Below are 24,373 nucleotides of genomic sequence, written 5' to 3'. Positions count from 1 at the left end.
TATTGTGGATCAACAAGTAATGCAACAATTAAAAAGACAACTAGAGCAAGAATTACAAGAAATAGAACAACGAATAGAAGAATCAGAGCGACCTCAAGCGACAGAATTATCGAATTATGATAATCATCCAGCTGATAATGCAAGTGATTTAACGGATCAGCTTACAGAAATGGCTATTGATGAGCATCGTGGTGATAATGCTGAAGAAATAAAAGAAGCTCTTCAAGCAATGGCAGACGGTACATATGGCAATTGTACCGTCTGTGGTAAAGAAATTCCAATTGGTCGCTTAGAGGCAATGCCGCAAGCTCTGACATGTGTGGAACATGCAGAAAAGAAAGAAGACAATTTACGACCAGTGGAAGAAGATGTTCTTTCTTCGACACCAAAATCAGATGATTTTATTGAGCTGGAGGAATTCGGCTCTTCTGATACACCACAGGATAAAATTTAGTAAGTTTTTCCTCGCAGAAGCAGTATAATAACTGTAGAGGTGAGGATATGAAGATTATTGATTTACATTGTGATGCGCTTTTAAAATTAACTACTCTTGAAACGGCTAATTTTGCTGAGGATGTACGAATACATGCTAATCAAAAAAGATTGCAATTAGGGCAAGTAGAGGCGCAAGTGTTCGCTATCTTTATTGACCCAACAATCCCACAAAGTCTACAATTTCTTGAGGTCATGCGCCAAATCGAAGCATTCCATACTCACGTATTACAAACAGAGGGCATGGTGCATATTACAGATTGGGCACAGTTAGATCAATTAGCTCCCCACGAAATAGGAGCCATTTTAAGCTTAGAGGGCTGTAGTGCCATTGGCGAAGATTTAACAAAACTGACAGCTGTACTGGATGCAGGGGTGAAGTTGGTAGGTTTAACATGGAATGAAGAAAATGCTGTGGCCCATGGTGCTGAACAGGATGCAACTCTTGGTTTAAAGCCATTTGGTAAAGAAGTTATACAATTATTAAATGAACGCGATATTATTATTGATGTGTCCCATCTAAATGAGCAAAGCTTTTGGGATGTCTTGCCGCTTGCAAAGCATATTATTGTAAGCCATAGTAATGCACGTGCACTATGTGATCACCCACGTAATTTAACTGATGCCCAGGCAAAGGCACTTGTTGAGGTGGGAGGACATATCCATGTAGTTTATTTCCCACTCTTTATTGGCGAGGGTGCAACACTAGACCATTTAGTGGGGCATGTGGAGCATTTAGCAAAACTGGTAGGTGTGGAGCATATTGGATTAGGCTCTGATTTTGATGGGATTGATAGGACTGTCAGTGGCTTAGCCCATGCAGGAGAGGCGCAAAATTTACTAGAGGCATTACGTACACGCTTTTCAGATGAAGAAGTGTATGGTATTGCAAGCCAAAATTTCCGACGCTATGTAAAAAAAGCAGCAACCCGTTAAGGCTGCCGCATCTTAATAAAAGAAATAATGAATTAATAAACCGATTCCTAATAGGAAGCCGAAGAATGTATTTGTTTGCGCTGTATATTTCATCGCAGGCATTACCTCTTTGGCTTCTTTTTTGTCTCGGAAAATTTGAATGGCACGTAATGGTTTTGGAATACTTAGGAAGATGATTAATGCCCAAAACGTAATACCATCAACTGCTACAAGAGCAATCACCCATAAATAAGAGACGATAAAAAAGCCTGATAACACGGAAATGGCATTATCACGTCCTACCAAAATAGCTAAGGTTTTTCGTCCGCCCTCTGTATCACCAACAATATCACGTATATTGTTCGATAGCATAATGGCACCGACTAAAATCATGCTTGGTACAGAGAGCAAGACAGCATCTAATGTTACTGTAAGCGCTTGAATATAGAAGGCAATTAATACAATGCCCATCCCCATTACTGCGCCAGAAACAATTTCACCAAATGGCGAATAGGCGATTGGGTATGGTCCACCTGTATATAAAAAGCCAATAAGCATACAAACAAGTCCGACAACAGCTAACCACCAAGATGTTGAGGCACATATGTAAATGCCAAGAAGCATGGCAATAGCATAAAAGCTTAATGCAATCATCATAATTGTTTTTGGCTGTACACCATGACGGACAATCGTTCCGCCAATCCCGACGGAATGCTCGTTATCTAATCCTAATTTGTAATCATAATATTCATTGAACATATTCGTTGCTGCTTGTATAAGCATACTTGCAATGAGCATAGCAAAAAATAGTCCAAAATCAATTGTTTCTTTTTCAATTGCTAAGGCAATTGCTGTTCCTAGGAATACAGGAACAAATGAAGCGGTTAAAGTATGTGGACGTGTTAAATGCCACCACACTTTAAAACCCCTATCAGCTTCAATGACTTTGGTCATAAGGTCTTTCTCTCCTTCAAATGTTGTCGACTCTTCTTATTTTAAACGAAGATTGAGAAAATGGGTAGGTTCACAGCTTATTACATACTGTTTAATGAAAAAAAGTGATACAATAGAACATGCATTTATGAACTGAAAATAAAAAAGAACAATTAGCAACAGTACGAATAACGTGTTGCCAACTAAAATATGATGTGTTATTTAACCATCATTCATTATGTACATTGCAACAACGGAGGTAATTTTCATGCAACAGAAGTGGTACCAAGCCACAGAAGTAGAAGTGGACTCTTTGGGCCAAAGCCTTCATTTTTATATGGAAACAATTGAAGTAAGTCGCCTATCTGCACTGGCGTTCTATGCAGCTGGCGAGGAATGTTATAAAGGTGAACGATTTTATTGGCAAAATAGAGAAAAAACAATGACATTAGTTGGGCTAGGACATGCTCATACTATTCAAAACAACGCTAAAGAAAACCGCTTTGATGCAGTTGAAGCGGAATGGAAAAACATAACGAAAAACTGTCCAAAAGGTCAACAAGCGTTACAACCAATTTTGTTTGGCGGTTTTACATTTGATCCTCAAAATAATGTAGATGGGGAATGGACGGATTTCCCAGAGGCTTATTTTGCATTAGCAACGTTTCAACTGGTGATACGCGATGATAAAGCATACGTAAGTATTCACCTTTTGACACAAGACCAACAGGCTGAGGATCAGTTCGAAGCGCTAAGAAAAGAGCGCGATCATTTAATCCATGCAGCTCAGGTTAAAGAAGTGAAAACGTATACAAAACCTGAAATCACAAGTTATTTTGAACCATATAAAGAGCCTTATTTAGCCTCAATCGATCAAGTGACAGCATTAATTAAACAGAAAAAGGCAGATAAAGTGGTCATTGCACGATCACTTGCTTTGCAATTTAAAGAGTATGTATCCGCACCACAAGTACTTTCTCAAATTATTCATGAACAACCAGAAAGCTATTTATTTGGTTTAGAGCATAGACATTTATTATTTTTCGGAGCATCACCTGAACGACTTGTGAAGGTAGAAGATGGTCGAGCCTTTTCTTCTTGTGTTGCTGGCTCAATTAAACGAGGTAAGACTGCAGAGGAAGATGAGGCTTTTGGACAAAGTTTATTAAATGACCCTAAAAATGGCGGAGAACATCAGTATGTTGTGGATATGATTGCGGAAACATTCCGTAAAAATTGTGTGGACATGACGGTGCCAGATAGACCACGCTTGTTAAAAATACGAGATATTCAACATCTGTATACGCCTGTTGAAGGTCAGTTAAATCAGGATGCAACAATCTTACAATTGACTAAATCATTACATCCAACACCCGCTTTAGGTGGTGTACCACGCAAAGAAGCATTGGCAGCCATCCGTAAATATGAGCCGATGAATCGGGGACTGTATGCAGCGCCAATAGGCTGGTTAGATGCAGAGGGTAACGGTGAATTTGCAGTTGCCATACGTTCAGCAGCCTTACTAAATGATAAAGCTTATTTATATGCAGGCGGTGGAATCGTCGCAGATTCAGAACCGCAATCTGAATATGAAGAAACATTAGTAAAATTCCGTCCAATGCTTCGTGCGCTAGGGGGACAATTACATGAGTGAACGAAAAATACTAACAGATTATGTTTATAAAATGGTCGCATCGCTAGTGCAAGCTGGTGTAGAGAATGTTGTCGTTAGTCCAGGCTCACGTTCAACACCGCTTGCTTATGCGGTTGCTTCTACTAAACAAGTAAAAATGTATCGGCAGGTAGACGAGCGCTCAGCAGCATTCTTTGCGCTAGGGCTTGCTAAGGCAACTAGTAAGCCTGTGGTTCTTTTATGTACATCTGGTACAGCAGCAGCTAACTATTTTCCTGCGATTGTGGAGGCAAGCTATGCACGTGTACCATTAATCATTATAACAGCTGATCGCCCACATGAATTACGTGAGGTAGGCGCTCCACAGGCTATCAACCAACCCAATTTATATGGTTCACATGTGAAGTGGAGTGTTGATTTTCCATTAGCAGATGGTGCTGAACCAACATTGCCCTTTATTGAGCGTCATCTTGCTCGTGCGGTAGCCATTGCCACGAGCGCACCTTTTGGACCAGTCCATATTAATGTACCTTTCCGTGAACCACTATTAATTGATTTACAGCAGGAGCTACCAGCAGTGACATTTAAGCACAGCAGTATGGGACAATTAACCCCAACACGCGTGGATCAACAGGAACTAACCTCTATTATACAATCAACTAAAAGAGGCTTTATGATCATTGGTGAGTTAGCTCTTGGTACAGAATTATCCATTGTTTGGGAATTTGTACGTCAGCTGAAGTGGCCTGTCATTGTTGAAAGTTTATCGAATATGCGTACATCCGTACCAGAGGATTGTTTACCATATATCGTGTCAACCTATGATGCCATTATGAAGAGTGATGACTTCAAAGCACTGGTGCAACCAGATACAGTAATCCGAATAGGGGCACAACCAGTTTCGAAGTTTATGATGCAATTTATTACAAAGTCACGTCCAAATGCGTATGTGATTATCGATGAAGACCCTATGTTTAGAGATGCTACAGGCGTTTCTACGCATTTTATTCATGCGAATGTCGATCAATGGCTAACAGAATTGGCTATCACTGAAACGGCTATCGAGGAAACCTACTTAGCCGAATGGCAAAAAGCAAATCAGCTTGCTTCTATGTTTATTGAACAATACGCAGAGGTAGAAAAAGATGAAGGGGCTATAGTCAGTCGTTTACTCAAAATGATTCCTGACGGTAGTGATATTTTCGTTAGCAGTAGTATGCCAGTGCGAGATATTGATACATTTTTATTGGCTACACCGAAAGATTTACGTGTTTTTGCCAATCGAGGAACAAACGGGATTGATGGTGTCGTATCAACAGCAATCGGTTTCAGTCAGGGAAATAATCGAGAAAGTTATTTACTGATTGGTGATTTAGCCTTTTTACATGATGTGAATGGACTCATTGCTTCCAGATATCAGGAATGTAACTTAACGATTATTGTGATGAATAATGATGGTGGTGGTATTTTTTCTTATTTACCACAGTCAACTGTTGAAGATCACTATGAGGATTTATTTGGCACACCAACAGCTCTTGAATTCCGTGACATTGCACATATGTATGATATGGACTATGTACGTGTCGAAACAATATCGGAGCTTTCTGAGAAATTTTCAACATGTAAAAACCATTCTTTACGATTAGTTGAAATATTTACAGATAGAACCGAGAATGTAAATGCACATCGAGGTCTATGGAATCGAATTAATGCGGAGTTAAAAGCATGACAAAGTGGATGATTCGTGGTCTTGAAACCCATGTAGATATATGGAATGAAAACGGTGAATATACAGTCGTTGCCTTACATGGATTTACTGGTAGCTCAGCAACATGGCATAATCTAGCACAAGCTCTACCTCATGTGCGTGTTATTGCCGTTGATTTAATCGGACATGGTCAAACAGCTATTCCACAGCACGTACAGCGTTTTTCTATGGAGGAGCAATTACAGGATTTAGAAGAACTATTTTGTCAGCTTCATTTAGAGAAATTTACGCTGTTGGGCTATTCAATGGGTGGAAGAATCGCTTTATCCTATGCCATTTCGTATCCAACTCGTATCCATCAGCTCATTTTGGAAAGTGCATCTCCTGGCTTGCGAACAATGGAAGAGCAAAATGAACGTTGTAAGCGAGATGAAGCACTAGCGCAAAAAATAATGACGAATGGTGTACTGTCCTTTGTCAATGCTTGGGAAAGTATACCGCTTTTTGCTTCACAGCAACGTCTACCTAAAACTGTAAGAGAAACTATTCGAGAAGAGCGACTATCACAGAAAGAAGAGGGACTTGCTGGTAGCTTGAGAGGTATCGGGACAGGCGTTCAACCTTCAAATTGGGATAGATTGTCGCAACTAGAAATACCTGTCCTGTTAATTACAGGTTCATTGGATGAGAAATTTTGTAAAATTGCACTAGAAATGAAAGCGCTATTAAATACTGTTAAGCATTTAACAGTAAATGACGCTGGACATGCAATTCATGTGGAAAATCCCGCTGAGTTTGCTACAATAGTAGAGGAGTATTTAACGTAATAAACGATTACGTTAGCGCCTCGCTAGAAACGAGACGAATTTAATGATATAGGAGGCAATTCAATGACACGTCAATGGACAACATTACATACTTATGAAGACATTAAGTATGAGTTCTATAACGGTATCGCAAAAATTACGATTAACCGTCCAGAAGTGCGTAATGCATTCCGCCCAAAAACGGTAATGGAAATGATTGACGCATTCTCACGTGCACGCGATGATAAAAATATCGGTGTTATTATTCTAACTGGTGAAGGTGAACATGCTTTCTGCTCAGGCGGAGACCAAAAAGTTCGCGGTCACGGTGGCTACGTAGGAGAAGATGAAATTCCACGTCTAAACGTTCTTGATTTACAACGTTTAATCCGTGTAATTCCAAAACCTGTAGTAGCAATGGTAGCTGGCTACGCAATTGGTGGAGGTCACGTTTTACATGTTGTCTGTGACTTAACAATTGCAGCTGACAATGCTCGCTTTGGACAAACTGGACCAAAAGTGGGTTCATTCGATGCTGGTTATGGCTCAGGCTATCTTGCTCGTATTATTGGTCATAAAAAGGCACGTGAAATTTGGTACCTATGCCGTCAATACGATGCACAACAAGCACTTGATATGGGCTTAGTCAATACAGTTGTGCCTTATGCGCAATTGGAAGATGAGACAGTTCAATGGTGTGAAGAAATGCTTCAAATGTCACCAACTGCACTACGCTTCTTAAAAGCAGCGATGAATGCAGATACAGATGGTTTAGCAGGTCTTCAACAAATGGCAGGAGACGCTACACTTCTTTACTACACAACTGATGAAGCAAAAGAAGGCCGCGATGCATTCAAAGAAAAACGTCAACCAGATTTCGGTCAATTCCCAAGATTCCCTTGATTAGTATAGGGTTTAAAGCTCGTATCTTTTGGAGATACGAGCTTTTTATATGTCTTGAACAAGATTGAAGATAAAAATAGGGGATAGAAGCGGCTAAGCGGTGGATAAAACTCTCAAAGTAGCGGATAGAACTCAAGAGGTGAAGGCTAGAGGTATTCACTAAAAAGCTAGATACTACATGGATAATAGACAAACTAGATGGGAAAGCGTTAAGATGTAGGATGATTGGAGTGACAAAGATGTATCCTAACTGGATTTTACAAAGAGCTTATTTAACACCTTTCCGTAAGGCACTTACCTTTAAAAAGCAAAGCTGGACTTTTCAAGAATTGAATGATGAATCGATAAAACGTGCTCGACAATTAGTAACACTTGGTATTCAACAGGGTGATCGAATTGCTATTATGGGGCCAAGTAAGCCTGAACTTGTAATCATGATGTATGCCTGCATGCATCTGCAATGTGAAATGGTGATGCTTAATCGTAGACTATCACAGGATGAACTGGCTTATCAGCTAGAGGATTCAGAGGCTGTAGCGGTATTAGTTGCCGATGAGGATGTAGAAAAGCTACCATCTGAAACAACCTATCATTTATTTTCAGCAATTGAAAAGGGTGCAGAGGGTGCAGTAGATATTGTCAAGGAATGGCCTCTTCATCAAACAACAACTATTATGTATACGTCTGGTACAACCGGCTTCCCAAAAGGGGTTCGCCAAACAGTTGGCAATCATCAGGCTAGTGCCACTGCCTCCGTTTTAAATATTGGGCTACAGGCTCAGGACGTTTGGCTATGCGCGGTCCCTTTATTCCATATTAGTGGGTTCTCCATTTTAGTGCGTTCACTGCTATATGGAAATCAAATCTTTTTATATGAGCAATTTGATGTGGAAGCTATCGCACAAAATATTATGGATGGGGATGTCACCCATATGTCTGTTGTAGCGGTGACCTTGGAACGAATTCTACATACGCTAGAGCAACGCAATGCGAAAGCTTCCTCTGATTTTAAGTTAATGTTAGCTGGAGGTGGGCCTGTTCCCGTGGATTATTTAGCGAGAGCACATGCGTTAAATTTAGCTGTCGCACAAACGTATGGGATGACAGAAACCTCCTCACAAACAGCCACATTGGCAAGTGAAGATGCTATGCGGAAAATTGGTTCTGCGGGAAAGCCTTTATTTTTTAATCAAATAATGATTGCTGAGCCAAATGCTAAAGGTGAAGGGGAAATTTGCATTCGAGGTCCTCATGTCACACCAGGCTATATTGGACGTTTTGCACAAAAAAATGCAACAAAGGCTGGCTGGCTTCATACAGGTGATATTGGTTATGTGGATGAAGAGGGGTATTTATTCGTCATTGATCGAAGGGCAGATTTAATTATTTCAGGAGGAGAAAATATTTATCCTGCAGAAATAGAAAACGTACTACTCACACACCCAGCTGTCAAAGAGGCGGGTGTATGTGGTATACCTGATGAACAATGGGGGCAGGTACCTATTGCATTTATCGTATTAAATGAGCAGGTATCTGTTGAGCAACTAAAAGTCTTTTGTTTACAGAAACTTGCTAAATATAAAGTGCCTAAAGAAATGATTATTACAGACAGTCTTCCGCGCAATGGTGCGGACAAATTGTTGAGACGGAAATTATTACAATAAAAACTTTGTGAAAGAAGTCTTCTTAAAAGGAAGGCTTCTTTTTTATTTGAACTTTTAGCATGAAATTAATCATTTATTAACATAATAAAAAAAGAGAGGCATAAACTATTTAGTAAAGGAGAATGACTCATATGAGGAAATATATATATAATGTTGTCATTATATTATTTGTTCTACAAATGAGTCATGTGCAAGTATTTGCAAACTATGAAAAAGAAGATGTAGCAACAGCTCATTCAATTGAAACACTACAATCTCTCATTAATAAAGAAGTTATGCATCTATCATCCGAATTCTCGATTCGTTATACTGGTGACTTAGCCGAGATAAAAGATGAACTAACAGAAATTACTAAAAATGCAATTGAAAACTCTTATATTTATACTAATATTTCAAGTTTCCAATGGAAGTACGAGGGTTATAGCAATAATATTGTCATTGCCTTTGCATTTACGTACCATCTATCACAAACAGAGGCGTTATTTGTCGAGCAAACTTTGGAAAATATTATTGCACCTATGCATGGATTAAGTGACATAGAAAAACTACAGGCTGCACATGATTTTATTGTATTGTCCGCGGAATACTCTAAGGAAACAGAAGGAAGTCAATATTCTCCATATACATTATTAACGGAGAATAAGGGCGTCTGTCAGGCATATGCTTTAGTGCTATATCGAATGTTAGAAATGCTGGGTTTTGAGGTACAATATGTACCAGGAAAAGTAGGAGAACAGCTACATGCCTGGGTATTAGTGAAACTTGATCATGCTTGGTATCATATTGATGTGACATGGGATGACCCTTTGCCTGATCGTAAAGGAGAAGTTCGCTATCAATATTTTTTAGTGTCGGATCGCCAATTAGCACAAGATCATACATGGGATTATGCAAGTTTCCCCGCTGCAACAAGCGAAAAATATATAGATTTACAGGAAGAAACAAAAAGACAAAGTTTAGCAACACCTATACAACATCAATTGAATCAAATTATGGGGTTATCAATCATCGGAGAAAATCGGTTAGCCGTACAACAATTAGTGGAACAGCCGATGAAGCTTGTTACTCAAAAAACAAATAAACAAGACCATTTAGTTCAGTTTAACTTTACTGAGTGGCCACCGATGCTAGTAGAAAGTAGTATAATGGCTTTTGTTGTCCTTCAGCCAAAAGCTAAGCATATGACTAAGCAAAAAACAATGAAGTGGCTAGGGTCTTTTTATCGAACGGAAAAACGGATGCCACAAGAAAAATACGTCATAATAAAGGAGGTGTCCCAATAGAGGGGCACCTCCTTACTCATATTATTGAACGCTTAAAGCTTTTTCTAATGTTTGAATATTTTTTTGCATCAATGTGAAATAGGTTTCCTTATTTTTTTCATCATCAGCTGTTAATACGCTTAAATTATGCAAGACAAGAGATTCTGCACCAACTTCTTTTTGAATAATCTCTGCTAATTTGGAAGAGACATTTTGTTCAAATAAAATATAGTGAATGTGCAATTCATTTGCTTTGTCTACAATCTTTGTTAATTCCTTTTGAGATGGCTCATTTTGTGAATTCAAGCCAGCAATCGGCACTTGAGTTAAGCCGTATTGACCAGCAATATAGCCAAATGCAGCATGGGATACAAAGAATGTTTTATTTTGTGCTTTGTCAGTCATTGCTTTGAAATCTTGATCTAAATCCTGTAATTCTTTTACTAATGCATCATAATTTGTGTTAAAAGTTGCCTCCTGTGCTGGCATTTTTTCAACTAGTGTGTTTTTGATAGCCAGTGCTAAGTCTTGACTAATTGTAGGAGATAACCAAACATGCGGATCGATATCGCCATGTTCATGCTCATCATGTCCATGTTCTTCAGCTTCATGTTCATGCTCTTCCTCGGTTGTACCGTGCTCATGCTCATCATGTGCGTCTGCTTCATGTTCTTCATCTTCTGCATGAACATGTCCTGTGCTTACAGCTAATTTTTCATCTGAAACGTCATCAGCAGTTGCCACCATTGTGACATCTTCGTTTGCTAAAGTTTTTTTAGCGTTTTCTACAAAGCCTTCAAGTCCTAAGCCAATATAGAAAAAGATATCAGCATCTGCTAATTTCATCATATCTTTTTGAGTTGGCTCGAAGGTATGTTCATTCGCACCAGCTGGGTAAATAGAAGCTACTTCAACATAATCGCCACCAATGCGCTGCGCAAAATAGCTTAACGGATAAACCGTTGTATAAACACTTAATTTATCTTTTTCCTCAGTCTTTTGGGATGTGGACGATTTGTCTCCACAAGCGGCAGTAAATAAAGCAAGAACTGCGACTAACAATAATACAGATAGTTTTTTCATATAAGTAAGATACCTCTCTTAAATAGTAATCATTACGATTTGTTTTTTAGAACAGTTATTATGATAACGCACAACTTAAAAAAGTACAAGAAAAAAATGCCCTCCGAAATTAATTCTTTTTCGAAGGCCATTTTTCAGGCACAGGATCAAAGCCACCAGGATGAAATGGATGACATTTGGATATACGTGTAATAGTTAAGAGAAAGCCTTTGAATGCACCGTGCTTTTGAAAAGCTTCGAGCCCATAAGAAGAACAGGTAGGATGAAAACGACAAGTAGGTGGCGTCATAGGTGAAATAAACTTTCTATAAAACTGGATGAGCCAAATAAAGGGGTATTTCATCGTTGCTCTTCCTTTTGCTGAGACGTAAGTTGTTCAGGCTTTGGATCAATTGTTTGTGTAAAAATATTATTTTTCTTCTTCATAATGATAATGACAGAAACACCAAACATTAGCATCATCATCGCAATCATAATGATAATTGGTAAAGGTACGCCCATTTATTTCACTCCAAATTCAGTAATGGTATTTAATTTTCCTCTTGATGATAGTTTTGCTTCGGTTTTTCATCAACAGTATGTTTAAAGGCATAGGCACGGTTGACACTGATAATTGTCGCAATGGTGATTAAAATAACGATGATAACTGCGACTATTAAGAGCGTAGTTAAACTCATAGTATTCACTCCGTTCTTTATTCATCATACCTATTATAAATTATCTGGTCCTATTAATTGTGAAGGAAGTTTGACATAAATGCGAATAAAACAACACCTATCACTCCATACTATGGAAAAAGGAGTGAATCGTAAAGATGGATCGTCAGCGCGTATATTTTTCACTTGCCAATAGAACGTATTATACCAACCCATATGCAGGACCATGGAATTTCGAACTCAATGTAGATCGACAGGCATTAGATGTATTTGAGAGAATCTTTCAGCAAATGCAACTGTTAGAAATTTCGAATGCATGGCGTGCACAATTACCGTATATACAGTATCACCAAGATAGAGAAAATGATGAAATAGATAAAAGATTAATGAAAATCTATGCACTTGTTCATGAATATGGAGATGATGATACGAAGGCATTCGTTGAGCAGCTTCCTTATTTCAACAAACGCGTCTAGCGAATAGGGGAAAAGGTCACTGAATCAGAAGTGACCTTTTCTTCTATTAGCAAATGGCTTTTAAAATTGTAAAAACCGCTTCTCGAGGGACAATGATGGGGATAGTGAGTTGATCTTTAATCATGTTTTTCATCGTTGTGGAATAGCCCATACAATCAAGTATAAGCAAATCGGCTCCTTGCTCTTCTAATTGTTGTGCTTTTGACAATAAATGTTGGTTATCAAAGTGGTATGGGGAGCTTGCTGAAAAAGTTACATCGAACTGTGCTTTTTGCCATTTCTCTGCAACCGTTCGATGTTGTTCGGGTTCGGGGCCTATCAAACCAATGGCTAATTCTGTATGTAAGCCCTTCACTAAATTAGTCATCATACGATCAGGTAGTAAAAGATTTTTATAGGATAATTTATTCGTAAAATCTCCTGTACACATAAGTAGTATCCAAGTGAATTCATGTAGATCATCAATGCAGCTTTGAATATAAGGCATGAGCTTTTGTTTACTGAGCTTTACTTGTCGACCATTGGTAAGAAGTGTCACTAAAACATCTGGGTCCTCAAGAGAAGGCGAAAGTGTAGCAATTTCCTCTGAGGATAGTGAATCCAGTACACCGAATTCATGAACATGTAAACCTGCTTCTCTTAATTGCTGTATATCCTCTGCCATATCTTTACGAGGTGCCTGACCAATTGTTACAACGGCAATTTTCGAATGTTGCATTGCGTTCACTCCGCTTCGTAATATTTTTGTCCATTTACATAAGTTTGTAAAACCTTTGCTTCTGTTTCAAAAATAGGGTGCGACCAAACCACAAAATCAGCATCTTTGCCTTCCTCAAGGCTGCCAATGCGGTGATCAAGCTGTACAAGCTTAGCTGCATTGATCGTAATACTTTTGAGGGCTGTGACTTCATCTAAACCATAACGAATCGCTTCTGTGGCACAATACTTTAAGTATTGAATTGGTACAAATGGATGATCTGTCATGATAGCAAATGGAATATTATGTTCTTTAAAAACGGCAGCAATTGCGGGTGTAGAATGACGCGTTTCGTATTTAGATGGCGTTAACATATAGGGCCCAAGCGTTGCATGGAATCCACTTTCTTTAACGGCATCCACAATGAGATAGCCTTCTGTGCAGTGCTCTAAATGAAGCTTCACATTAAATTCTTTGGCAATTCTAATTGCTGTCATAATGTCATCTGCTCTATGGCAGTGAAGGCGAAGTGGCATGTCGCCTCGAAGTACCTCAATAAACGGGCGTAACTCAGCATTTTCTTTAATTTGCTCAGTTTGTTGTTGTTCATTGAGTTGACTTGCACGTTGGAAACCATCTCGTAAAAGCTGTGCAATGGCCATACGAGTCATCGGCTTGCGCTTATACTGATTGCCAAAGACGTTTTTCGGATTTTCCCCTAGGGCCCCCTTTAAACCGCTCCGCTCTACTAAAACACGAGAGGAAAGGGTAGGTCCTGCTGTTTTAAGAATGCTCCAAATACCACCAATGACATTGGCACTACCTGGCCCAGTTTGCACAGTGGTTACGCCCCCTTCTAACGCATGTTGAAAGGAAAAGTGTCGGATATCTACACTGTCTAAAGCGTGCATAAGAGGTGTAAAGGGTTCGCTATATTCATTGGCATCATTAATGTCTTCAGTGACTTCAGCCCATGTTCCGACATGTGCATGAATATCAATTAATCCTGGTGTAACATAAGCTCCCTGTAGATCAACTAGCTCTGCTTGTGGGGAGAATTCTTTGGCTGGTCCAATATAGACAATACGCCCATTTTCGATCCATAACTGTTCACAAGTATCGTTCTGCTCATTGACTGTATGAAACTTTGCATGATGATAAATAATCATTGTGTAAACCCTTCTTCCCGTGCATAAACTTTTGTTCCTTTAATATAGGTTGCGACAACCTGGGCATCTAAATTTAATGGATGCTTATCCCAAATAACAAAATCAGCAAGAAGACCATCACGAATAGCACCTGTTAGATGGGCAATCCCTAGAAAATTTGCAGCCCCGGTTGTCAGAGCATATAGCACGTCCTGGCGTGCCATACCTTCTCTTACAGCTAAGCATCCTTCTAATGTTAGATGCGAGGTGCTACTAACAGGATGATCCGTACAAAAAACGAATGGAATACTGTGCTTATACAGTTGATGATACAGTTTGGGTGATAGTGCCATCATCTCATTGTGCTCAATATATCGAAATGTAGGACCAGCTATAACCGTATTAAAGGATGTTTCATGAAGGAATGTAATTTCAGTGCCATGGATAATATGAAAATCAAAAATTGACCCAAATTCTTGTTGAAGGCGGCTAATGAATTCAAGATCAACGGCTTTGTGCGCTCGAATAACGATTTTCGTAATGGACGGCTCCTGTTGCTGAATTTGTTGTAATGTTTCTCTTAAAATTTTGGCGATGCCCATACGAGTGAGTGGTTTTTTCTTTTCAGCGAAAAATGTACTTTTTGCCTGATGTCCAATAGAGAAGGAATAAGCCACATCTTTTGAAATAACCATTTCATCAACCGTTGTATGTGTATGGTGAATAATAGCCGTTTTTGCACCTATCAAGCTTTTAGGAGAGGGAACAATATGAGATGCAGTCACCCCATGAGAAACAGCTTTTTGAAAAGCAGTATCAAATGGGTATATGCCATCAACGACAGAGTATTGCAAATGTGAGTCAAATTCATAGCTATCATCACCTTCCCAACGAATCCCTATTTCAGCTAGACCGATTTGTGAGCAGCTATCGATAAAACCTGGTGTAATATAGTAGCCATCTAAATCCAACTCTGTTTCAGGTGAATGAGTAGCGGGTTCAAAGTATTGCCCTTGCACTTGAAAAGATTGCTTATTAAAGCTACGAGTCTCAGAATTAAAAACAAGTCCATTTATATAGCGTGTCATCGGGTCAAATCTCTCCTTATGAAGAGAAAAGCGGAGACTGGTATCTCCACTTTTCAAGTTTAATTATTTAGTAATGGATACGTTTGTACCATTTGGATGCACAATTTGTACGGAGTTATCAGCAGAAACCTCAAAGCCCTGTACTTTTTTGTTTACACCTGCAACTGTTTGTGTTGCCTCTAATTCAATACGAGGAACATCCGCTAAAATCAGCTTTAATGCTTCTTGGTATAATTTTGCACGTTCTTCTTGCACTACTGTTTCTGATACGGCGCGTTCTAATAATTTATCCACTTCTGGATTGCTGTAGCCTTTACCATTTCCTAACGCACCAATTTGATTTGTGTGGAATAATTGATAAAGGAAGAAATAAGGATCTGGGTACCAAGTCCAGCCACCAATATTCATTGGCGCATTACCCTTTGCCACAGTATCACTGTAAGTACCCCATTCAAGCACTTTTATTTCCACATCAATATTTAAGTTCTTCTTTAACTGACTTTGGAAAATCGTTGCGTAAGGAACACGTGCTTCTGATACGAAAATCTCTGTCTTGAAGCCATCAGCGTAACCAGCCTCTGCTAGTAATTTTTTTGCTTCTTCTGGATTATATTTTGGTACCATATCAACTAACGATTGATCATATCCCCATGAACCAGGTGGTAATGGTAAATAAGAAACATCGCCGCCACCCCATTGGTTAACGCCAGAAATAATTTCCTCTACATTTGTTGCCATATAAATCGCTTCACGAACGCGTTTGTCAGCAGTTGGACCTACTTTGTTATTAAGATCAAGATAAACAATCGATAGACCTGGATTTGTTAAAAGCTCAAGGTTACTATCTTGGTTGATGATTTCTCGGTTTTGACCTTTAACGTCCATGGCAATATCAATATCACCAGAACGTAATGCGTTGGTCATCATATTTTGATCGGAGATAAACTTCATTGTTAAGTTATCGACATTTGGCTTATCGCCCCAATAATTATCGTGACGAACTAATTTTACTTCTTGGTCTTTTTTCCATTCTGTTAGTTGGAATGGACCTGTACCAACAAAGTGTTCAGAAAAATTATCGCCCCATCCTTCAACTTCTTCTTTTGGAATAATAATATTCCCTGCATCCGTTAGCATAGCAAGTAGGGCAGCATTTGGTGTAGCTAAGTGAATCTCTACTTCATAATCCGATAACACTTTCACTTCTGTCACACCACTTAAACGATTCATAGCAGATTCTTTAGCAGATCGTTCTAAAGAGTATTTGACATCTTCAGCTGTCATTTCACGGCCATCCTGATACTGACCTTTTTGGAATTTAACACCTTCGCGTAATTTGAATGTGTAGACTAACATATCCTCTGATACATTCCATTCAGTTGCTAACGAAGGGATGATATCAGATAGATCTTTGTTATAAACAACTAACGTATCAGCCATTTGGCGCATCACCTGTGATTCATAAACCCCAGTATATTTGATCGGATCAAATGTTTTTGCATTGGCTGACAGACCAATATTTAATGTGCCTCCAGAAGTAGCTTCTCCCTCTTTTTTATCCGTTGAAGTACTTTTCTCATTGTTTCCACCACAAGCAGCTAAAACACCAATTAGTAAAGTTAAAAAGAGTAGTAGTAAAGACTTTCTTACGTTTAATTTCTTCATATGCACTAGCCTCCTTAGTTTTTGTTTCACAATATGAACCGTTGATTCAAAAATGGTAGGTTCGAGATTAAAATTAGCACACTTGTAAATAGAAAGTAAATATAAAATTACAAAGATTCAGAAAAAAATATATTTACAAACAATTATTGAGTGGTGTACTATGTGGTTATTCACAATATGAACCACTGATTCTAATAATGAAAAGGAGGTCTTGCTAAGATGGGCTCATTTATTTTAAAAAGATTAGTTAACCTCATCCCGACACTGCTAGTAGTAGGAATTATCGTCTTTATTATTACGCGAATGATTCCTGGTGACCCGGCTTCAGTCATGCTTGGACCACAAGCAAGTGTAGAAGATGTAGAGAATTTAAGAGAAGAGCTAGGATTAAATAAATCCATGCCTTCGCAATTTATTTCATATGTAGGAGATCTAGCACAGTTAAATTTAGGATATTCCTATTCTTATAGTGAGTCTGTCATCGGACTTATTCTCGAAAGGTTCCCTAATACAGTGATATTGGCATTGGCAGCGCTGTTAATAGCCGTCGTGATTGGCATCCCAGCAGGAATATTTGCAGCGAGAAAGCAAAATACCATCATTGATTATGTTGTAATGCTTGTGTCATTAGTTGGTGTATCTATGCCAATTTTCTGGTTGGGCATCATGCTTGTCTTATTCTTTAGTGTTAACCTTGGTTGGTTCCCAGCGACTGGGATGGGGAATATCAGTGATGGCCTATGGACCTATTTGAAACATTTAATTTTGCCAGCATTTGCTTTAGCAACGATTCCAATGGCGACATTTGCACGGATTACCCGTTCAAGTATGTTAGAGGTTATTTCGCAAGATTATATTAAAACAGCTCGTTCTAAAGGTATTAAAGAATATTTAGTAATTGGTAAACATGCATTTAAGAATGCGCTAACACCGATTTTAACCGTGTTAGGAATGCAAATTTCTAATTTACTGGGCGGAGCGGTTTTAACAGAAACAATTTTTAGTTGGCCTGGGATGGGTCGATTAATTGTAGATGCCATTGATAAACGTGACTTTGTAGTCGTCCAAGGTACTGTTATTTTCATTGCGTTTATCTTTGTGCTTGTTAACTTAGTAGTCGATGTACTTTATAAAGTGGTCAATCCTAAGGTCAATTTAGAATCGGATGGGGGGAAAAAATAACAATGACTCAAGCAATCGTCCAAGAAACGAAAAAAAGAAATACGTTATTGCGCAAGTTGCTAAAAAATAAATTAGCGACAATTGGGTTAATCATTGTCACTTTAATGGGTATTGTTGCTATTTTTGCCCCATTGATTGCTACCCATCCACCGAATGAAATGATTGTCGGTAAATCGTTTTTACCGATGAATACAGAAGGACATTTATTAGGAACAGATAACTATGGCCGTGATCTGTTTAGTCGCTTAGTTTACGGTACACGAATCTCAATGATTGTTGGGATTGCGGCGGTGCTATTTGGTGCTGTGTTTGGCACACTGCTAGGCTTAGTGGCAGGGTATTTTGGTGGACGCATTGATTCCATTATTATGCGCACAATGGATGGTCTTTTCGCATTCCCATTTATATTACTAGCTATTACATTAATGACGGTATTAGGGCAAGGACTTGTCAATGTCATTGTTGCGATTGGTATTGCTAATATTCCAGGTTTCGCACGACTTGTTCGAGGACAGGTGTTAAGTGTAAAAGAGGAGGAATTCGTTGAAGTAACGCATTCTTTAGGTGCTACACATACGAGGATCATTTTTAGCCATATATTACCGAACTGTTTAGCCCCTTTAATTGTCTATGGAACGATGAGTACAGCTGGCGCTATTATTTCAGAAGCTGCCCTTAGCTTTTTAGGATTAGGCGTTCAACCACCAACAGCTTCATGGGGCAGTATTTTAAAAGATGGCAAAGACTTTTTAGTATTAAATCCCCAAATGGCGACATTTTCAGGCATTTGTATTTTATTAACAGTTCTTGGAATTAACCTATTAGGGGATGGATTACGCGATGCATTAGATCCGAAAATGAAAGTTTAATGGAAGGGGGTGGAGTCATGACTGAACGTTTACTAGATGTAGAAAACTTAACAGTAGAATTTAAAAGTGGCGGCTCTACAATGAAAGCTGTTAATGGAGTAAATTTACAATTAAATAAGAAGGAAACACTAGGTATTGTGGGAGAGTCAGGATCAGGAAAAAGTGTTACAGCCACTGCTCTCATGCGTTTAATTCCATCTCCGCCAGGAAAAATAACGAATGGAAAAATTCTATTTAATGGCCGCGATTTAATCGAAATTTCTGAAAAAGAAATGCGCAATGTGCGAGGCAATGACATCTCAATGATTTTCCAAGATCCAATTACAAGTTTGAATCCTGTCTTAACAGTGGGCAATCAAATTATTGAAGTCATCCAAGCACATGAAACAATATCGAAGAAAGATGCCGCTATCAAAGCAGTCGATATGTTAAAAATGGTTGGGATTCCTGAGCCAGAGAAACGATTAAAAATGTATCCTCACGAATTTTCAGGTGGAATGCGTCAGCGTGTCATGATTGCTATTGCCCTAGCTTGTAACCCGAAACTACTCATTGCTGATGAGCCAACAACTGCACTAGATGTAACTGTACAAGCTCAAATTCTTGATTTAATGAAAAAATTACAACAAGAACATGATACAGCCATCATTATGATTACGCACGATTTAGGTGTAGTTTGGGAGCTATGTGACAAAGTAAATGTTATGTATGCAGGTCGTACAGTAGAGTCTACTACAACAAGACAGCTCTATGAAAAATCTTTACATCCCTATACGTGGGGATTATTAGAGTCTCAAATTACAATGGGGACTCAAGAGCAACAAAGGCTGCCGGCTATTCCTGGTAGTCCACCAGATTTAACAATGCCACATAGTGGCTGTCACTTCTCAGCACGATGTCCTTTAGCGACAGATATTTGTCGTAGTACTGTGCCTGATTTAGTGGAAGTACAGGATAACCATTTTGTAGCCTGCCATTTACAAGCAAAAGATCAAATTGTCCCTAGGAAGGAGGGAATTTTTAATGCAACAGTACAATGAACTTGTCTTAAAGGTAAGTAATTTAAAAAAGCATTTTCCCATTAAAAGTTCAATTCCTTTTAAAAAACCAACACAATTTGTGAAGGCGGTAGATGGTGTAAGTTTTGAGTTATATAAAGGTGAGACACTGGGGATTGTGGGAGAGTCGGGGTGTGGTAAATCAACGGTTGCCCGTTTAATCAACCAGCTAATTTCACCAACAGAGGGAGTAGTTGAATTTAAGGGAACGGATTTAGCAAGCTTAAATTCAAAAGATATCCGCTCTGCTCGAAAATCCATCCAAATGGTTTTCCAAAATCCTTATGCATCACTCGATCCTCGTAAAACGATTGAATATCTTATTGCTGAGCCATTAGTGATCCATGGGATTGGTGATGAGGCATCCCGTAAAAAGCGGGTGGTTGAATTACTTGAAACAGTCGGATTAAGTGCATACCATGCAAAACGCCATCCACATGAATTTTCTGGTGGACAAAGACAACGTATAAATATTGCTCGGGCTCTTGCACTGAATCCAGATATTGTGGTGTGTGATGAACCTGTTTCAGCATTAGATGTCTCTGTACAGGCTCAGGTTATCAATCTATTAAAAGATTTACAGAAAGAATTCGGTTTAACCTATATTTTTATTTCACATGATTTGAATGTGGTGAACTACATGTGTGATCGTATTGCTGTCATGTATTTAGGGAAAATAGTAGAAATTGGCACATACAAGGAAATTTATAAGAACCCTCAGCATCCTTACACACAAGCCTTGTTATCGGCCATACCTAAGGAAAATCCTTTTGATAAAAAGGACCGTATTATTTTATCTGGCGATGTTCCAAGCCCGGTTAATCCCCCGAGTGGCTGTGCATTCCATAAGCGTTGTCGTTTTGCTACAGAAAAATGTGCAGAGGTCCAACCGACACTTGATACAGTATCAGCTACACATCAAGTATCGTGTCATTTATATAAGTCGATACAGCAAGAAGTATCATCAATTAACGAAAGATAAAATTTATTGAAGCAGAAAAAGGAGCGGACTGATTATGTCATTGAAGCATGTTATTGAATTATACGAGGTAATGGATAGTATTTATGTAAACGGAGACACGATTAAGAAGTATTTACACAATATTGATTCCACAGCAGATGTCAAGGTAAAAACTATTCAAGGCGAAAGCGGCTCAACAGATTTTGTTCGCGTCCTCGTGAAAGGAAAGAATGGCAAATCCTCTGGCGGAAATGCACCTACATTAGGAATTATTGGACGATTAGGTGGTATCGGAGCACGCCCTGAAATGACAGGCTTTGTATCAGATGGAGACGGCGCACTGGCATGTCTGGCAGGAGCAGCAAAAGCTATTGATATGGCCTTAAAGGGTGATCAATTAGAGGGTGACGTTATATTCTCCACACATATTTGTCCAACAGCTCCAACCTTACCACATGAGCCAGTGCCATTTATGAACTCGCCAGTGGATATTAGTGTCATGAACGAAAATGAAGTAGAAGACACAATGGATGCTATTCTATCAATTGATACAACAAAAGGCAATCAAGTATGTAACCATAAAGGATTTGCGATAACGCCAACTGTCAAAGAAGGTTACATATTAAAAATAAGTGATGATTTATTGCACGTATATACACAATCTGCTGGCATTTCTCCAATTGTGCTGCCGATTACGATGCAAGACATTACACCCTATGGGAATGGTTTATTCCATATCAATAGTATTTTACAACCAGCAGTTGCAACATCTAGCCCTGTTGTAGGTGTAGCGATTACAACCGAATCTGTTGTGGCAGGCTGCGCAACAGGTGCAACCCATGTTACAGATGTAGAGAATGTTGTGCGATTTGTGTTGGAGGTAGCAAAAACTTATGGTGCTAATAAATGCTCTTTCTTTGATGAAACACAATTTACACATATGAAAGGCTTATATGGTAGCATGCGTCATTTACAAACGAAAGGAAACGAGGTACACACACATGAATGATTTACAAGCACTTAAAGCTCAATTAGTAGATGCAGTTGAAAATCATCAAGATGAATTGATAGCGTTTTGTTCAAAGCTCATTCAAATTCCAAGTGTCAATCCTCCGGGGGATACGACTGAAATAACAGCTTTTATCGAAAACTATTTAAATGATGTAGGCATTACTTATCAAAAATATGAAGCTGCAGATAAAATGTTTAATTTAGTAGCTTCTATTGGAAATGGGGAAGGAAAAGAACTCGTTTATTGTGGCCATACCGATGTTGTTCCTGTCGGTGATCTATCAAAATGGGATTTTGATCCGTTTTCAGGAGAAGTGAAGGATGGCTGGATGCTTGGCCGTGGGGCGAGTGATATGAAAGCTGGTTTAGCAGGTGTTATTTTTGCAACAAAGCTATTAAAGAAACTGAACATTGAACTACCAGGGAAATTAACTTTGGCGATCGTACCAGATGAAGAAACTGGCGGTGAATTTGGTGTTCCATGGCTGTTAGAGCGAGGCTATGTGCAGGGAGATGGTTGTTTAATCGCTGAGCCCTCTTCACCTTTAAACCCAACTATTGGACAAAAGGGCTCTTACTGGTTTGAATTAGAGGTGCGTGGGGAACCTGGTCATGGAAGCCTGTCACCATTGGCTGGACGAAATGCCATTGTCGATGCAATTCGAGCTATACAAGAGATTCGTACACTATGGGATGTAGAAATCACAATACCTGAAGAGGTACAGCCACTTATCGAGGTATCAAAAAAATACATGCGTGAAGTGGAGAAAGATCGCTTGAAATATCAAGAAGTTTTAGAGAAAATTACTGTAAATATTGGTACAATTGAGGGAGGTACGAAGTCAAACGTAATCCCGGATTACTGTAAGGTCCAGGTCGATTGTCGTTTACCATTTGGTATTACACAAGAAGAAGTAACAGAAATCTTGACAACTAAACTAGATGGCTTGGCTATCGATTATTCAATCCAACGTTTTGGCTTCAAAAGCGTAGCCAATTATACGCCTGCTGAAAATCCTGTTTGCCAATCGATAGTGGAAAATATATCGTATGTTACAGGGCAAGAGGCATATGGTGTCATGCAATGGGCAAGCAGTGACGCTCGTCATTTCAGACAATATGATATTCCTGTATTGCAATACGGCCCAGCTTATTTACCAAGTATTCATGGTTATAATGAAAAAGTACGTGTTGAGGATATCGTACGCTGTGCAAAAGTTTATATAACTGCTGCTGTTGATTTCCTATATCAAAAGTAAGAGATTAGCTACTCTCTTACTTTTGATAAAGTGATATCAGGTGCTGACGGCTGCTAAATCTGTCGATTATTTCCCCCTTAAGAGAGAGATTTGCAGCCGTTTGTACAGATAAATAGTTCAGAAGGATGAGAGATATGCTAAAGACATTAAATTTATCAATTGCGGTTTTAAAAATGTTTACAAAGGAAAAGCCCACATGGGGTGGTCGAGAGTTAGCACTGGCGATGAACATGAATCATACAAATTTATATCGCATTCTTGAAACCTTCGAAAATAATGGGTTTATAACAAAAGATCCTATAACAAAAAAATATTCTCTTGGTATTGCATTATGGGAAATAGGTATGAATATGTATGATTCATTAAACATAGATCAGCTATGTATGCCAGTTCTTGATAAATTAAAGGATGTCACTGGAGAAACAGCCATTTTTACCGTACTGAATGGACTGGAAGCGTTAACATTACTAAAAGCAGAACCTGTAAATAAGGTAAAATTTACAGTTTCAAGAGGAAGTAGATCCCCACTGTATGTAGGAGCATCTTATCGTTCGATGCTTGCTTTTTTAAATGAAGAGCAAGTTGCAAAGGTCATAGATGAACCATTAACAGCTTATACAAATAATACGATGACAGATGCCACAGAAATAAGGGCAGAGCTAGAAAAAATTAGAACATGTGGCTATGCACTTAGTAATAGTGAGTATTCGGTCGATGTATTGGCGCTAGCTATGCCTATATTTAATAGTGAGGAGCAGGTCGTAGCGTCTATTACCGTTTCTGGACCAATTTATCGTTTTACAGAGCAACGTGTTCCGGAGTTTTTGGGACCTTTAACAGAAGCTAGAAATGAAATAGAAGGAATTATTCGTAGATATCATTTGAATTTTAATTAAGGAGTCCT

General features: G+C 38.8%; 25 protein-coding genes. 16 read left to right on the top strand and 9 right to left on the bottom strand.

The genetic code is table 11. The features are described 5' to 3' along the window. The first annotated feature begins 4 nt into the window (after positions 1 to 4). Together NY607_RS08370 and NY607_RS08365 are read left to right on the top strand one after the other, a co-directional pair. Entirely contained in the window at positions 5 to 454 is a 450-nt protein-coding gene (locus tag NY607_RS08370) for a TraR/DksA C4-type zinc finger protein (RefSeq protein WP_131521250.1), read from the top strand. 47 nt (positions 455 to 501) lie between these two features. After that, positions 502 to 1,428: a dipeptidase gene (locus NY607_RS08365; RefSeq protein WP_259419441.1), complete on the top strand. Its 927-nt coding sequence runs from the start codon at positions 502 to 504 to the stop codon at positions 1,426 to 1,428. A 12-nt stretch (positions 1,429 to 1,440) separates the two neighbouring features. Here NY607_RS08365 and NY607_RS08360 read toward each other — a convergent pair whose 3' ends face one another. Further along, the gene (locus tag NY607_RS08360) at positions 1,441 to 2,361 is read right to left on the bottom strand and encodes a 1,4-dihydroxy-2-naphthoate polyprenyltransferase (protein WP_016992515.1); all 921 of its coding nucleotides are present in this window, start codon (positions 2,359 to 2,361) and stop codon (positions 1,441 to 1,443) included. A gap of 247 nt (positions 2,362 to 2,608) precedes the next feature. Between NY607_RS08360 and NY607_RS08355 the strand changes: the two genes are divergently transcribed. The 6 genes from NY607_RS08355 (at position 2,609) to NY607_RS08330 (ending at position 10,337) form a co-directional block, all read left to right on the top strand. Continuing rightward, positions 2,609 to 3,994, top strand: coding sequence for an isochorismate synthase (locus NY607_RS08355; RefSeq protein WP_237898524.1), 1,386 nt, complete (start codon positions 2,609 to 2,611; stop codon positions 3,992 to 3,994). Beyond that, entirely contained in the window at positions 3,987 to 5,702 is a 1,716-nt protein-coding gene (menD, locus tag NY607_RS08350; RefSeq protein WP_259419440.1) for a 2-succinyl-5-enolpyruvyl-6-hydroxy-3-cyclohexene-1-carboxylic-acid synthase, read from the top strand. Before NY607_RS08355 ends, menD begins: the two co-directional genes overlap by 8 nt. Next, the gene (menH, locus tag NY607_RS08345) at positions 5,699 to 6,508 is read left to right on the top strand and encodes a 2-succinyl-6-hydroxy-2,4-cyclohexadiene-1-carboxylate synthase (RefSeq protein WP_131521254.1); all 810 of its coding nucleotides are present in this window, start codon (positions 5,699 to 5,701) and stop codon (positions 6,506 to 6,508) included. Before menD ends, menH begins: the two co-directional genes overlap by 4 nt. Before the next feature lie 63 nt (positions 6,509 to 6,571). Further along, a complete protein-coding gene (gene menB, locus NY607_RS08340) occupies positions 6,572 to 7,390 on the top strand; it encodes a 1,4-dihydroxy-2-naphthoyl-CoA synthase (RefSeq protein WP_004225917.1) in 819 nt (272 codons plus the stop codon). Between the two features lie 239 nt (positions 7,391 to 7,629). After that, on the top strand, positions 7,630 to 9,054 hold the full coding sequence (locus tag NY607_RS08335; protein ID WP_259419446.1) for an o-succinylbenzoate--CoA ligase: 1,425 nt from the start codon (positions 7,630 to 7,632) through the stop codon (positions 9,052 to 9,054). Positions 9,055 to 9,185: 131 nt separating this feature from the next. Further along, positions 9,186 to 10,337, top strand: coding sequence for a transglutaminase domain-containing protein (locus tag NY607_RS08330; RefSeq protein ID WP_259419439.1), 1,152 nt, complete (start codon positions 9,186 to 9,188; stop codon positions 10,335 to 10,337). Between the two features lie 21 nt (positions 10,338 to 10,358). On the opposite strand, the gene NY607_RS08325 is transcribed toward NY607_RS08330, so the two are convergent. From NY607_RS08325 to ytzI, 4 genes are all read right to left on the bottom strand, one after another. Continuing rightward, entirely contained in the window at positions 10,359 to 11,399 is a 1,041-nt protein-coding gene (locus NY607_RS08325) for a metal ABC transporter solute-binding protein, Zn/Mn family (protein WP_237898521.1), read from the bottom strand. Between the two features lie 109 nt (positions 11,400 to 11,508). Continuing rightward, entirely contained in the window at positions 11,509 to 11,742 is a 234-nt protein-coding gene (gene yidD, locus NY607_RS08320) for a membrane protein insertion efficiency factor YidD (protein ID WP_016992521.1), read from the bottom strand. After that, on the bottom strand, positions 11,739 to 11,900 hold the full coding sequence (locus NY607_RS08315; protein WP_016992522.1) for a hypothetical protein: 162 nt from the start codon (positions 11,898 to 11,900) through the stop codon (positions 11,739 to 11,741). The genes yidD and NY607_RS08315 overlap by 4 nt, the downstream gene beginning before the upstream one ends. A 29-nt stretch (positions 11,901 to 11,929) precedes the next feature. Continuing rightward, positions 11,930 to 12,076 (bottom strand): YtzI protein, encoded by a 147-nt coding sequence (gene ytzI, locus NY607_RS08310; protein WP_004225932.1) that lies wholly within the window; start codon positions 12,074 to 12,076, stop codon positions 11,930 to 11,932. 137 nt (positions 12,077 to 12,213) lie between these two features. Between ytzI and NY607_RS08305 the strand changes: the two genes are divergently transcribed. Next, complete coding sequence (locus NY607_RS08305; protein ID WP_009371464.1) at positions 12,214 to 12,531, top strand: hypothetical protein; 318 nt, start codon at positions 12,214 to 12,216, stop codon at positions 12,529 to 12,531. A gap of 46 nt (positions 12,532 to 12,577) precedes the next feature. Here NY607_RS08305 and NY607_RS08300 read toward each other — a convergent pair whose 3' ends face one another. The 4 genes from NY607_RS08300 to NY607_RS08285 all read right to left on the bottom strand — a co-directional run bounded on the left by NY607_RS08300 (position 12,578) and on the right by NY607_RS08285 (position 17,129). Beyond that, complete coding sequence (locus NY607_RS08300) at positions 12,578 to 13,249, bottom strand: AroM family protein (protein WP_131521257.1); 672 nt, start codon at positions 13,247 to 13,249, stop codon at positions 12,578 to 12,580. 5 nt (positions 13,250 to 13,254) lie between these two features. After that, the gene (locus NY607_RS08295) at positions 13,255 to 14,397 is read right to left on the bottom strand and encodes an amidohydrolase family protein (RefSeq protein ID WP_259419438.1); all 1,143 of its coding nucleotides are present in this window, start codon (positions 14,395 to 14,397) and stop codon (positions 13,255 to 13,257) included. Continuing rightward, positions 14,394 to 15,464, bottom strand: coding sequence for an amidohydrolase family protein (locus NY607_RS08290; protein WP_237898516.1), 1,071 nt, complete (start codon positions 15,462 to 15,464; stop codon positions 14,394 to 14,396). The genes NY607_RS08295 and NY607_RS08290 overlap by 4 nt, the downstream gene beginning before the upstream one ends. Positions 15,465 to 15,527: 63 nt before the next feature. After that, positions 15,528 to 17,129 (bottom strand): ABC transporter substrate-binding protein, encoded by a 1,602-nt coding sequence (locus tag NY607_RS08285; protein WP_131521260.1) that lies wholly within the window; start codon positions 17,127 to 17,129, stop codon positions 15,528 to 15,530. Positions 17,130 to 17,348: 219 nt separating this feature from the next. Between NY607_RS08285 and NY607_RS08280 the strand changes: the two genes are divergently transcribed. From NY607_RS08280 to NY607_RS08250, 7 genes are all read left to right on the top strand, one after another. Next, positions 17,349 to 18,311 carry an ABC transporter permease gene (locus tag NY607_RS08280; RefSeq protein WP_004225947.1) on the top strand — a complete coding sequence of 321 codons (963 nt, stop codon included), beginning with the start codon at positions 17,349 to 17,351 and terminating at the stop codon, positions 18,309 to 18,311. A gap of 2 nt (positions 18,312 to 18,313) precedes the next feature. Beyond that, positions 18,314 to 19,180 carry an ABC transporter permease gene (locus tag NY607_RS08275; protein ID WP_004225950.1) on the top strand — a complete coding sequence of 289 codons (867 nt, stop codon included), beginning with the start codon at positions 18,314 to 18,316 and terminating at the stop codon, positions 19,178 to 19,180. Between the two features lie 17 nt (positions 19,181 to 19,197). Further along, entirely contained in the window at positions 19,198 to 20,220 is a 1,023-nt protein-coding gene (locus NY607_RS08270; RefSeq protein WP_131521261.1) for an ABC transporter ATP-binding protein, read from the top strand. Then, entirely contained in the window at positions 20,204 to 21,220 is a 1,017-nt protein-coding gene (locus NY607_RS08265) for an ABC transporter ATP-binding protein (protein ID WP_131521262.1), read from the top strand. Before NY607_RS08270 ends, NY607_RS08265 begins: the two co-directional genes overlap by 17 nt. Positions 21,221 to 21,254: 34 nt before the next feature. Beyond that, a complete protein-coding gene (locus tag NY607_RS08260) occupies positions 21,255 to 22,208 on the top strand; it encodes a DUF1177 domain-containing protein (protein WP_131521263.1) in 954 nt (317 codons plus the stop codon). Then, the gene (locus tag NY607_RS08255) at positions 22,201 to 23,469 is read left to right on the top strand and encodes a M20 family metallopeptidase (protein ID WP_131521264.1); all 1,269 of its coding nucleotides are present in this window, start codon (positions 22,201 to 22,203) and stop codon (positions 23,467 to 23,469) included. Before NY607_RS08260 ends, NY607_RS08255 begins: the two co-directional genes overlap by 8 nt. Positions 23,470 to 23,603: 134 nt before the next feature. After that, on the top strand, positions 23,604 to 24,365 hold the full coding sequence (locus NY607_RS08250; RefSeq protein ID WP_131521265.1) for an IclR family transcriptional regulator: 762 nt from the start codon (positions 23,604 to 23,606) through the stop codon (positions 24,363 to 24,365). Positions 24,366 to 24,373: the final 8 nt, after the last annotated feature.

This window comes from Lysinibacillus sp. A4, from assembly GCF_024919535.1.
Lineage (GTDB): Bacteria > Bacillota > Bacilli > Bacillales_A > Planococcaceae > Lysinibacillus > Lysinibacillus capsici.
This window is presented reverse-complemented; position numbering and strand designations above follow the sequence as displayed.

Bases quoted from the DNA above. Each gene is read 5' to 3' on its own strand.
- NY607_RS08365 (WP_259419441.1), top strand. From the start codon at position 502: ATGAAGATTATTGATTTACATTGTGATGCGCTTTTAAAATTAACTACT.
- NY607_RS08360 (WP_016992515.1), bottom strand. From the start codon at position 2,361: ATGACCAAAGTCATTGAAGCTGATAGGGGTTTTAAAGTGTGGTGGCAT.
- NY607_RS08355 (WP_237898524.1), top strand. From the start codon at position 2,609: ATGCAACAGAAGTGGTACCAAGCCACAGAAGTAGAAGTGGACTCTTTG.
- menD (WP_259419440.1), top strand. From the start codon at position 3,987: ATGAGTGAACGAAAAATACTAACAGATTATGTTTATAAAATGGTCGCA.
- menH (WP_131521254.1), top strand. From the start codon at position 5,699: ATGACAAAGTGGATGATTCGTGGTCTTGAAACCCATGTAGATATATGG.
- menB (WP_004225917.1), top strand. From the start codon at position 6,572: ATGACACGTCAATGGACAACATTACATACTTATGAAGACATTAAGTAT.
- NY607_RS08335 (WP_259419446.1), top strand. From the start codon at position 7,630: ATGTATCCTAACTGGATTTTACAAAGAGCTTATTTAACACCTTTCCGT.
- NY607_RS08330 (WP_259419439.1), top strand. From the start codon at position 9,186: ATGAGGAAATATATATATAATGTTGTCATTATATTATTTGTTCTACAA.
- NY607_RS08325 (WP_237898521.1), bottom strand. From the start codon at position 11,399: ATGAAAAAACTATCTGTATTATTGTTAGTCGCAGTTCTTGCTTTATTT.
- yidD (WP_016992521.1), bottom strand. From the start codon at position 11,742: ATGAAATACCCCTTTATTTGGCTCATCCAGTTTTATAGAAAGTTTATT.
- NY607_RS08315 (WP_016992522.1), bottom strand. From the start codon at position 11,900: ATGGGCGTACCTTTACCAATTATCATTATGATTGCGATGATGATGCTA.
- ytzI (WP_004225932.1), bottom strand. From the start codon at position 12,076: ATGAGTTTAACTACGCTCTTAATAGTCGCAGTTATCATCGTTATTTTA.
- NY607_RS08305 (WP_009371464.1), top strand. From the start codon at position 12,214: ATGGATCGTCAGCGCGTATATTTTTCACTTGCCAATAGAACGTATTAT.
- NY607_RS08300 (WP_131521257.1), bottom strand. From the start codon at position 13,249: ATGCAACATTCGAAAATTGCCGTTGTAACAATTGGTCAGGCACCTCGT.
- NY607_RS08295 (WP_259419438.1), bottom strand. From the start codon at position 14,397: ATGATTATTTATCATCATGCAAAGTTTCATACAGTCAATGAGCAGAAC.
- NY607_RS08290 (WP_237898516.1), bottom strand. From the start codon at position 15,464: ATGACACGCTATATAAATGGACTTGTTTTTAATTCTGAGACTCGTAGC.
- NY607_RS08285 (WP_131521260.1), bottom strand. From the start codon at position 17,129: ATGAAGAAATTAAACGTAAGAAAGTCTTTACTACTACTCTTTTTAACT.
- NY607_RS08280 (WP_004225947.1), top strand. From the start codon at position 17,349: ATGGGCTCATTTATTTTAAAAAGATTAGTTAACCTCATCCCGACACTG.
- NY607_RS08275 (WP_004225950.1), top strand. From the start codon at position 18,314: ATGACTCAAGCAATCGTCCAAGAAACGAAAAAAAGAAATACGTTATTG.
- NY607_RS08270 (WP_131521261.1), top strand. From the start codon at position 19,198: ATGACTGAACGTTTACTAGATGTAGAAAACTTAACAGTAGAATTTAAA.
- NY607_RS08265 (WP_131521262.1), top strand. From the start codon at position 20,204: ATGCAACAGTACAATGAACTTGTCTTAAAGGTAAGTAATTTAAAAAAG.
- NY607_RS08260 (WP_131521263.1), top strand. From the start codon at position 21,255: ATGTCATTGAAGCATGTTATTGAATTATACGAGGTAATGGATAGTATT.
- NY607_RS08255 (WP_131521264.1), top strand. From the start codon at position 22,201: ATGAATGATTTACAAGCACTTAAAGCTCAATTAGTAGATGCAGTTGAA.
- NY607_RS08250 (WP_131521265.1), top strand. From the start codon at position 23,604: ATGCTAAAGACATTAAATTTATCAATTGCGGTTTTAAAAATGTTTACA.